Origin of the sequence: Pseudoalteromonas neustonica (assembly GCF_001653135.1) — a bacterium.
GTDB lineage: Bacteria > Pseudomonadota > Gammaproteobacteria > Enterobacterales > Alteromonadaceae > Pseudoalteromonas > Pseudoalteromonas neustonica.
The window spans coordinates 48,153-59,742 of record NZ_BDDS01000004.1 but is presented as its reverse complement, the minus strand read 5'-3'; the positions used below and the strand labels follow the sequence as shown (position 1 = coordinate 59,742).

Below are 11,590 nucleotides of genomic sequence, written 5' to 3'. Positions count from 1 at the left end.
CTAAGTACTAAATTGCTAACTATTATTATCTATTTTAGCGTAAATTTCTACGTCTAATAAATTTAGAGTCAATATTTAACTTTCCAGATTCCACACGCCGGTCCCCGTCGCTGCGATATGATTAACATTACCTTGTAAAACTTTATTACCAACATTTAGCGATGACTGTGGACGACTTACAAGGTAACCCTGTACGCTGCTAATTCCCATACGTTTTACTAGTTCAAATTGTTCTATTTCTTCAACACCTTCTGCAACAATTTTAAGCCCTAATTTTGTGCCTAGTTCACTAATTGAGTTTAGAATTTCATTATATTTAGGGTTTTCGTTAGCTTGTGCGATGAATAATCGATCTATTTTTATTACATCAATTGGCAAATCAGCTAGAGTACTTAAAGAGCTAAAACCAGTACCAAAATCATCAATGGCGATGGTTACACCTTCTTTTCGCAATTTTTCAAGTTCATTAATTATAGTCTCACTGGCTGTTATCAACGTTGATTCCGTTATTTCTAGCATCAAGGAGCTTGGTGGAAGTCCTGTTTTAGCTAGTTTTTTCATTACCCATTCGTGAATTGGACGATGTTTAAGTTGGATACCTGACACATTGACAGATATTTTTACTTTACGCATACCAGCATTATGCCATGCTGACATTTGTCTACACGACTCGAGCATTATCCAATCACCAAGCTCTAAAATAAGATTTGATTCTTCTGCTATCGGAATAAACTCAACAGGGGATATTGCACCTTCTACAGGGTGATCCCAACGGACTAGAGCTTCAAAGTAATCTATTGCACAGTCTTCTACGTGAACAATGGGCTGAAAAGATAAGTGAAAATTCTGACACGCTATTGCTAAACGTAACTCTTCTAATAAATAATGGTAACGACGCATCTTGTTGCCCATTTCAGGCGAATAGACCTTAAAAATACCACGACCATCTGTTTTTGCCCGATACATAGCCACATCGGCCATTTGTAATAACGCATGGGGTGTTGATGCGCTTTCTGGGTAAACGGCAATACCGACACTGGCACTAATTTTTATAATTTTATTACCGAGTACAAAGTCACGTTCTATTTCATTTAAAACGTGTTGAGCAACATCTAAGGTTTTAGTGTCAGAATCGATTTCATTAATAAAAATTGAGAACTCATCACCACCTAAGCGAGCTAAATTTTGTTCTAATAAACTGGTCGGATTTAAATCATTCAGTTTATGGTGGCGAAGAACATTAGCAAGTCGCTCGGCGACTTGAATGAGTACTTCATCACCAAAGCTATGTCCAAATGAATCATTAACTTGTTTAAAGCCATCCAAATCAATGAACAATAATGCACAGTTAATGTTTTTTATTTCAGCGCCATTTAGCTGACGATCTAAGTGCTCGATGTAAGCATGGCGATCAATCAGTAGCGTGAGCTTATCTTGGCAAATACTTGTTTGAGTTTCTCGTGCGTATGTAGTGACATGGTTATTGAGGGCATTAATTGCTTGGCTCAATTTTGCTACTGATGTGGGATTATCAAGTGGAGGAAGCTGAATATTAAAAGCACTTACCAATTTATGTGTTTGCAGGTGTAATTGGTTAATAACATTATGTTCGCGCTTTATTTGGCGAGCCTTCCCTAAATACCAAGTTAACCATAAGCCCAGCAATATTAATAATATTAAATTGGCAGGGGATAGTAGTGTTGCGTTTAAAACAGATGACGCTTTGGCAGTAATAAACTCGGTCTCTGTAATTTTTATTAATAAATAGTCGTTGTTATTACTGTGTATTAGATGGTGTCCGCTCAATATCGGATTGTACCAAGGCGGCATTTCAAGCTGTGTATTGGCGATTTTAAACGTACGTAGAGCTATGTTTGATTGCTGAGGGTTGATGTTGTTGATTTGTTTTGTAAGCAATACATTTAGGCAATAGCCAAAAACAATAATGGCTATTAAAGCAATACCGAAAGAACGAAAAAAGTTAGTCATTACATTAGCCATAAGGATCCCATTTCAGCTTTGAAGTTATTATTAGGGATTGAAGGTTTTTCTCAGTATATAGTTTGTGACAGCGGGTGACAAAACATTTCGAGTACAATTGTACAGGAGTGATCATTTTTATGATGAAATAGAGTAAATACATAAGGTGTATAGCTTTTTTACTCAAGGAGGACATTAATTTTTTTCACTTTACCTGAGAATAATTCTTAACTACTTTATAGGCTATATTTCGAACATTAACCACAAAGTGGTTTGTTTATTGCTATCTTCATTGCGATGTTTCTTTTTGATGGGTTTTTTATCATTTATTGCACTAAAATTGTGCAATTAAATTTTAATTGCACTGTCATAAAGCATAAACATAACTTTGATTTACTAACAAACAATGTTTTTACGTATAACACCCCTGCATATGTTGAGTAGTTGAACACAGCACGGTGGCAAGGATTAATTAACCAAAAGGTTTAGTTGGAGCCCGCTATGTTAAGCAAACGATTTTTTAAAACCAAAAATGAAGCTGAAGTGACATTTGAATTTCAGCACCCGGAAGCTGAAGAAGTTCAACTTGTTGCTGAGTTTACTGATTGGCAACCCGTTAATATGAAGTTCAACAAGAAAGGGCGCTGTTTTAAATTCAAACAACGATTACCAAGTGATCAACAGTTCCACTTTAGATATTTAGTAAATGGCTGCATTTGGGACAATGATCATCAAGCTGATGGTTACATTGCAAATAGCTTCGGAACAGAAAATAGTATAGTTAATACACAACGTATATAAGGCGCGATTATGGAGTCACTTTCGCAGCTTTTTTACCTGCATGGAATTGGGTATGAGTATACAAAGTACACTGGTGAACACGTTATTTTTAGTGACGAAACTCGCGGTGCGGCATTAAGTTGCTGTGGGATTGATATTACAAATAATGCTGAAGTTGAACATTTAAATGTCACCTTAGATGCAAATAAATGGCTGCAACTAGTGCCTAATTGCAGCATTGTCTGCGAAGAGAAACCAATATTCAAAATACGTATTGATCAACGTTTATTGGCGCAACATTGTGTTATTTCATTCATGGAACTTGAACTAGAAAATATTAATGTCTGTTTGGCTGATTTAATGTGTACTGGCGATTATATATTTAACGGTATTAAATATTTAGAACTTGCTTGTCCATTACCTAAACTACCAATCGGTTATCACCATGTTCGTGTTGACGTTGCTGAAATATCTGGAGTGACCCAATTGTGGGTAACACCAAAGCACAGTTACCAAGTAACAGAAAAAAAACAAAGCGGGCTTTCAATCCAACTTTACAGTTTAAAAAATAAAGCGGGATTAGGAATAGGCGATTTTACTGATTTGCTTGATTTAGTGAAGCAAGCTGCAACACACCAGCTCGATTACATCCTATTAAACCCATTGCACTTACTGTTTTGTGAACAGCCAGAACGAGCAAGCCCTTATAGTCCAAATAGCCGAGCATTATTAAACCCGCTTTATATTGCTGTTGAGTCATGTGAAGATTATCTTGATAATGAATCAGTCGCGATTTTTATGAAAAATGCAGATATTCTGGATTTTAAAGTTACTAATCAGCAGGCGCAATATATTGATTACACAGCTGTAAATTATTTTAAATATGCTGTTTTTAAGTTGCTGTATCAAGGTTTTTGTCAATCTGGAAGTCGTGTCCGTAAGCAGTTATTTGCAGATTTTTGTCTGCAACATAGCGAAACACTCGCGACTTTGAAAGTGGATGATCTTGAGTTTGCGAGCTATCTTCAGTGGCAGGCCCACCTACAATTAAAGCAGTGCCAAGTGGTTGCGCGTGAAAGTGGCATGAGTATAGGTTTAATTAATGATTTAGCTGTTGGCTGTGCTGGTGATGGTAGTGAGTATCTTAATCAGCAACACTTATTTACAGATTCTGCTTATGTTGGCGCGCCACCAGACCCTTGGGCTGAACAAGGTCAAAATTGGGGGCTACCAGCACTTAACCCGATTAAGCTTAGCGATAATAACTTTGCTTATTATCGAGCATTGATCCGCGCCAATATGGAAAACGTGGGAGGCTTACGGATTGACCATGTAATGGCTATTCGTCGTTTATGGTGGTGTTTTAACAACCAATATCAGCAAGATGGCTGTTATGTTTATTATCCATTTGAACATTTGCTGGCTGTTTTAACCATTGAATCTCATTTAAATCAATGTATTGTAATTGGTGAAGATTTGGGTGTCGTACCGCCTGAAGTCAAAGCTGCATTAGCTGACAAAGCAATCTTCTCAAATGGCTTATTTTACTTTGAAAAGGATTGTGACGGTGAATTTTTACCTGTTAGTTCTTTTTCAGCGCAATCATTATTGATGGTTGCAAATCATGATGTACCGCCTTTTTTTGGCTGGTGGCAAGGCTGTGATCTGAGTTTAAAATATGACTATGAATTAATTGATGAATCGCAATTAATTCAACAACAACAAGCAAGAGACTTAGAAAGGCAGCGATTATTACGTTTCTTGGCAAACTGTGGAAAATCACTGTGTTTACAAAGCCCAGTGATTGATGTTTATCAGGCGCTAACATTAAGTTTAGCTCATTCACCCGCACGTTTATTTACTATCCAACTAGACGATTTAGATGATCAAACCCTACCTGTAAATATCCCAGGGACAGATAAGGAATACCCTAATTGGCGTAGAGTGCTCACTTATTCAAGTGAAAGCATTTTCGATCGTCATCGTGAATTCCTGCGTGCTATTAATTCCATAAGGACTAATTAAATGAACAGTATTGTTCGTAAACAATCGACGTTGCAGCACTATGGCCCGCAAGTTGATGCATTACAGCGTGGTTGTTTTAAAGACCCATTTAGCTTTTTAGGAACGCATTCAATTTCTGAAACAAAAAGTGAAGTACGTTGTTACATGCCAGGCGCTTGTAAAGTAAGTTTAAAGCTTGGTGAGCAAAGATTAGAGTGCGCACGATACTCTGAGTCAGATTTATTCATAGCACATGTCAATAGTAAAGATATGGGCACTTATCAATTTGTGGTTGATTATGGTGAATACGAAATTATTTGCGATGACGTTTACAGCTTCGAAAGTAGCCTTGATGATAGCGCGATGTACTTATTTAATGAAGGGACATTAGAGCACGCATATCGACACCTTGGTGCTCATTTTATTGAATTATCAGGTAAACAAGGGGTGCGTTTTAGCGTGTGGGCACCAAATGCGAGTAGTGTTTCTGTTATTGGTGAATTTAACCACTGGCAAAAAAGCCAGCATTTTATGCGTTTTCATCCAGCATCGGGTGTGTGGGATCTATTTATTCCTGAATTAACACAAGGCCAGTGCTACAAATTTGCAATTACAACATTAAGTGGTGAGGTGCTTGAAAAAGCTGATCCATTTGCTTTTAAAATGCAACAAGCGCCAGGGACAGCATCAGTATTACAAATTCGTCCAACTGCTATAGCGTTGACTAAAGAAATGCAAGCGCAAAGGGTCAAGCGAAATGCAATAGATGCACCCATTAGTATTTATGAAGTCCACTTGGGCTCATGGCAGCGAGAGGCTGGGGATCGTTACTTAAATTATCGAGAATTAGCACAGCGCTTAATTGGATATGTAATTGAGCAAGGCTTCACGCATATTCAATTAATGCCAATTAGTGAATTCCCATTTGATGGTTCTTGGGGATACCAGCCGGTTGGTTTATTTGCACCGACGAGCCGATTTGGCGGTTTGGATGATTTTAGATATTTTGTAGAGCAATGCCACTTAAAAAATATTGGTTTGCTTATTGACTGGGTTCCCGGTCATTTCCCAAGTGATCCGCATGGCCTACATTGTTTTGATGGCACGCATTTATTTGAACATGCTGACGCGCGCCAGGGTTTTCACCCAGATTGGAATACATACATCTATAACTATGATCGCCCTGAAATTCGTAGTTTTTTAGTTGCTAATGCAATGTATTGGCTTGAAGAATTTGCGATTGATGGCTTACGTGTTGATGCGGTAGCGTCGATGCTCTACCTAGATTACAGCCGTAAAGAAGGTCAATGGATCCCAAATTGCTATGGTGGTCGTGAGAATTTAGGTGCGATTGAATGCCTAAAGCAAGTTAATCTACGTAGTTATGCCAATAACCCTGGCATCATGATGGTTGCTGAAGAGTCAACAGCGTGGCCAGGAGTTACACGTCAAGTAGATCAAGATGGCTTAGGTTTTGGTTATAAATGGAATATGGGTTGGATGAATGACAGTTTGCATTATATGCAACGTGATCCTTTGTATCGCCAGCATCATCATCATGAATTAACTTTTTCAATGGTGTATGCCTTTAGTGAAAATTATGTTTTACCTTTGAGCCACGATGAAGTGGTACATGGTAAAGGCTCATTACTCGAAAAGATGCCCGGAGATGATTGGCAAAAGTTTGCAAACTTACGTGCTTATTATGCATTTATGTGGGCGCATCCAGGTAAAAAGCTATTGTTTATGGGGGGGGAAATAGCTCAGCGCAGTGAATGGAACCACAATCAATCACTCGATTGGCATTTATTGGAACACATCTCGCATCAAGGTGTACAGCGTACGATTAGTCAACTTAACAAAGTATATACCTCTGAACCAGCGCTACATCAACTAGATAATGATCCAAGAGGTTTTAGTTGGATTGATAGCCAAAATGCACAGCAAAGTATTTTTAGTTTTATTCGATTCGCTAAAAAAGCCAGCGATTATGTTGTCGTGATCAGTAACTTAACACCCACGGTTTATCATGATTATTGTATTGGTGTGCCAAGTGCTGGTGAGTTTAAGGTCATTTTAAATACAGATGAGGAAGCGTTATTTGGTTCAGGAGTGCATGTTGTAGCATTAACGGAGCAAGTAATAAGTACTGTTGCGACTGCAAGTCATGGCCATCAACATAGTATTAAATTGTCTTTGCCTGCGCTTGCGACAATTTATTTAAAAAAGGTGTCTGATGAGCCTATCAATTGAGTTAAATCAAGGTCATATATCTCCGTTGGGGGCAAACGTCGTTGACTCGGGTGTTAATTTTGCTGTTTATGCACCTTTTGCTAAGCAATTATATGTATGTTTGTTTGATGCAAGTGGGCATACCGAAGTACTGAAATTGGCGATGAATAATAATGAAGGTGGAATTTGGAGCTTATATATCAGTCCACTCGCGCCAGGTACGTTATACGGCTATCGAGCTGAAGGCGATTATCAGCCTAAAAAAGGCTTATTCTTTAACAGCCAAAAATTATTGATAGACCCCTACGCAAAAGATTTATTTGGTGAGTTTACATGGAGTGAGCGTCATTATGGTCAAATGCCTATTGGAACATTCAGTGCAGTAAACAACGCAATTGACATGCCTAAATCTAAAGTCACTGAATTACAGCCTTATAAAGGTAAAAAGCCCGCGCATGACTGGAGTAAAACAGTTATTTATGAATGTCATGTAAAAGGCGCGACAGCTCGACATCCATCAATTCCAAGTCAGCTCCAAGGTACATATTTGGGCTTGAGTCATGCAAGTTTTATAGAACACTTACGAAAGCTAGGGGTAACAACATTAGAGCTTTTACCTGTTCATAGTTTTATCAGTGAACAATTTTTAACAGCGAAAGGTTTGCAAAACTATTGGGGTTATAACTCTTTAAATTTTTTTACCCCGCATAAAGATTACTTAGTAAATGGCGAAGTAGCAGAGTTTCAGCAAATGGTAACTAAGCTACATAAAGCAGATATTGAAGTTATTTTAGATGTTGTATACAACCATACCGCAGAAGCAGGCAGTGATGGTCCAATTTTGTCTTGGCGTGGGTTAAATAACCTCGGTTATTATCGTTCAATTAATAACAACCCAGAAGTTTATATTAACGATACCGGTTGTGGTAATACGTTGAATATAGATGACCCCTATACTTTGAAAATGGTGCTAGACAGTCTGCGTTATTGGGTTGAAGTGATGGGGGTTGATGGTTTTAGATTTGATTTAGCCACTATTCTAGGGCGTACTCCTCATGGTTTTAGTCAAACACATAGCTTTTTACAAGCAATAAACCAAGATCCTGTTTTAAGCCAAGTAAAGCTTATCGCAGAGCCTTGGGACATAGGGCCCGGTGGTTATCAGCTTGGTGCATTTCCTGCTCCTTGGCGTGAATGGAACGATAAATATCGAGATGTTGTCAGACGATTTTGGCAAGGTGAAGGCAATATGTTACCTGAGCTTGCAAAGCGTTTGCATGGTTCATTTGACTTGTTTGAACATAATCTACGAGGCCCGTTAAATAGTATTAACTTTATAACTAGCCACGACGGCTTTACATTAACAGATCTCGTTAGCTATGAGCAAAAACATAACGAAGCTAATGGTGAACAAAACCGTGATGGTCATAGTGCAAATTATTCGTTTAATTGTGGTTTTGAAGGGTTCACTGATGATGTAGAAATTACCAAATTACGCTTACAGCAACAAAAGAACCTACTTCTTACATTATTACTTTCTAAAGGCGTTCCTATGCTGTCGGCCGGCAGCGAAATGGGTCACTCGCAGGGCGGTAATAACAATGCATACTGCCAGAACAATCGTACCAGCTGGTTAGCTTGGAAAGACTCTCAACGTCAACACAGTTTAACCCGTTTTATTGACGACGTGTTGAGTATACGTAAAGAGCATAATGTTTTTAAGCACAGTGTGTTTTTGCATGACAGCGATAATCGATTTTGCGTTGATTGGTATTCTGAAGAAAGTAAAGCGATGGAAGAAAGTGATTGGCATGATGGCTCTAAGCAATTTTTAATGTATAGCCTGCGGGATTTACAGGCCAAAACAGCACTACTCATTATATTGAATGCCAGTAAAGTGAAGGTCAAATGCCAATTACCCGTGAGTAATGGGTTATCTACATGGAGTTTAGCGATATCGAGTGTTGATCAAGCAATGATCAAAAGTACGGATGAATTTGAGGTTGCTGCACAAAGCAGCTGGGTTTTTACAGCCAATTTAGAGGACGAATGTCATGGCTAATAATGGTGAACAAATGTGTGTAGCTAAAGGATGGCAAGATGCTCCTTTAATTGATGAAAGTACGCTTGAAGATGATTTATCACGCCATTTTTACTATACCTTAGGGCGTGATCGAGTCGGTAAATCTCAACTATATTTATATAATGCGTTAGCATTGACAATTCGTGATCGTTTAGTAGCTCGTTGCAGAGCAACGAAGCAACAAATGAATAGCGAAAAACGTCGTAAAACAGCTTATATCTCATTAGAGTTTTTGATGGGCCGTGCACTTGGCAATGCAATTCTAAATTTAGATTTAGATGATCAGGTTAAAGATGCGCTCAATCAGTACTGTGCCAAAATAGAAGATGTGGCAGAAGCCGAGCATGACGCTGGCCTAGGAAATGGCGGCTTAGGGCGTTTAGCTGCATGTTTTTTAGATAGCTGTGCAAGCCTTGCTTTACCTGTAACGGGTTATGGTATTCGTTACGAATACGGCATGTTTAACCAATCAATTGAAAATGGTCATCAAATTGAACAACCAGATAATTGGTTACGTGAAGGGCATCCATGGGAACTCAGCGCGCCAGAACAAGCTAAACGAATTAAATTTTTTGGTCACGTAGAGAGCTATACTGATAAAAAAGGACGTGTTCATCGTCAATGGCTAGACACACATGATGTACTCGCTGTCCCTTATGATGTACCAATTCCTGGTTATAAAAATAACATAGTTAACACATTAAGATTATGGAAGTCTGAAGCCACGGATGAATTTGATTTAAGCGAATTTAATGCGGGTAGTTATTCGGAAGCGGTTGCTCACAAAAATCTTGCTGAACAAATTACGATGGTATTGTATCCCAATGATACCAGTGAAAATGGTAAAGAATTACGCTTAAGGCAACAGTACTTTTTATCGTCAGCCAGCTTGCAAGATATCATCGGTGTATGGGTTTCACAACACGGTGAAGATTTTAGTGACTTTGCAGACTTTCATGTTTTCCAACTCAACGACACTCACCCAAGTATAGCCGTAGCTGAATTAATGAGGCTGTTAATTGATGATTATGATCTAGATTGGGACGATGCTTGGGAAATAACAACCAAAACAATGGCATATACTAATCATACATTATTACCAGAAGCACTTGAAAAATGGTCGGTGTCACTATTTGCACGTTTATTACCACGCATTTTAGAAATTATTTATGAAATTAACGCACGCTTTCTTGCTCACGTTGCGCTTGCGTGGCCAGGGGATGTGGTAAAACAACAAGCACTTTCTTTAATTGAAGAAGGTCCTGAGCCACAGGTTCGTATGGCTTACTTAGCGATTGTTGGTAGCTTTTCTGTCAATGGTGTTGCAGCACTTCACACAGAACTATTAAAAGAAGGGCTGTTTAAAACATTTTATGAGTTATGGCCAGAAAAATTCAACAATAAAACAAACGGTGTCACACCTAGGCGCTGGCTTGCCCATTGTAACCCTAAATTAACCAAACTAATTGGCGAAAAAATAGGAGATAATTGGGTGGGTGATTTTTCACAAATCAGTCAGTTACGTCGTTATTTTGATGACGCTAAATTTCACCAACAATGGCAAGCAGTTAAGCTTGAAAATAAGCAGCGCTTAGTTGATTTAGTTAAAGAGCGATGCGGTGTTGAGTTCGATACGAGTATGATGTTTGATGTGCATGTAAAACGTATTCACGAATACAAACGCCAACTACTTAATGTCCTCCATGTAATTCACCTTTATGACCGCATTCGCCGTGGTGATACTGCTAATTTAGTGCCTCGCTGTGTACTACTTGGTGGTAAAGCAGCACCAGGGTATTACATGGCAAAGCGGATTATCAAACTTATCAATAATGTCGCTGATGTAATAAATAAAGACCCGCTTGCTAAGCCATTTTTAAGAGTTGCCTTTTTACCAAATTATAACGTCACAGCCATGGAAACTATTTGTCCTGCAACCGATCTTTCTGAACAGATATCAACTGCCGGAAAAGAAGCTTCGGGCACTGGTAACATGAAATTTATGATGAATGGTGCATTGACAATTGGTACGTTAGACGGTGCGAATATTGAAATTAGAGATGCTGTTGGTGCTGATAATTTCTTCTTGTTTGGCGCACAAACTGAACAAATTGACGGTATTAAGCAAAGTTATAATCCGTTACATTTAATTCATAATACCCCTGATTTACTTAATGTAATGCAGTTGCTAGAAAGTGGCCACTTCAATTTATTTGAGCCAGGATTATTTGACGACATTATAAATGCAATTAAAAGCCCTCATGATCCATGGCTTGTAGCGCATGATTTTGAGAGCTTTGTACACGCCCAACGTGCCGTTGAGCACGCCTACTTAGATCAACAGCATTGGACACAGATGAGTATTTTAAATACGGCAGCCAGTGGTGTTTTCTCAAGTGATAGAACGATAAGCCAATACAGTAATGATATTTGGCATCTAGAAGCATTAACAACAACTAGTTCGGCCAATCAAGCCGCTAGTAACAGCTTAGATTAATACGGAGATAAATT

General features: G+C 38.6%; 6 protein-coding genes. 5 read left to right on the top strand and 1 reads right to left on the bottom strand.

The features are described from left to right. Positions 1-75: 75 nt before the first annotated feature. A complete protein-coding gene (locus tag A7967_RS07645; protein WP_054203896.1) occupies positions 76-1,989 on the bottom strand; it encodes a putative bifunctional diguanylate cyclase/phosphodiesterase in 1,914 nt (637 codons plus the stop codon). A 492-nt stretch (positions 1,990-2,481) separates the two neighbouring features. Between A7967_RS07645 and A7967_RS07640 the strand changes: the two genes are divergently transcribed. Genes A7967_RS07640 through A7967_RS07620 form a run of 5 tightly spaced genes read left to right on the top strand, consistent with a single transcriptional unit; the run spans position 2,482 to position 11,576 of the window. Continuing rightward, on the top strand, positions 2,482-2,781 hold the full coding sequence (locus A7967_RS07640) for an isoamylase early set domain-containing protein (RefSeq protein ID WP_054203802.1): 300 nt from the start codon (positions 2,482-2,484) through the stop codon (positions 2,779-2,781). A gap of 9 nt (positions 2,782-2,790) precedes the next feature. Then, a complete protein-coding gene (gene malQ / locus A7967_RS07635; protein ID WP_054203801.1) occupies positions 2,791-4,785 on the top strand; it encodes a 4-alpha-glucanotransferase in 1,995 nt (664 codons plus the stop codon). Continuing rightward, positions 4,786-7,017, top strand: coding sequence for a 1,4-alpha-glucan branching protein GlgB (gene glgB / locus A7967_RS07630; RefSeq protein WP_054203800.1), 2,232 nt, complete (start codon positions 4,786-4,788; stop codon positions 7,015-7,017). It begins immediately after the preceding gene. Then, the gene (glgX, locus tag A7967_RS07625) at positions 7,001-9,058 is read left to right on the top strand and encodes a glycogen debranching protein GlgX (RefSeq protein ID WP_054203799.1); all 2,058 of its coding nucleotides are present in this window, start codon (positions 7,001-7,003) and stop codon (positions 9,056-9,058) included. Before glgB ends, glgX begins: the two co-directional genes overlap by 17 nt. Next, entirely contained in the window at positions 9,051-11,576 is a 2,526-nt protein-coding gene (locus A7967_RS07620; protein WP_064435595.1) for a glycogen/starch/alpha-glucan phosphorylase, read from the top strand. Before glgX ends, A7967_RS07620 begins: the two co-directional genes overlap by 8 nt. Positions 11,577-11,590 lie beyond the last annotated feature (14 nt).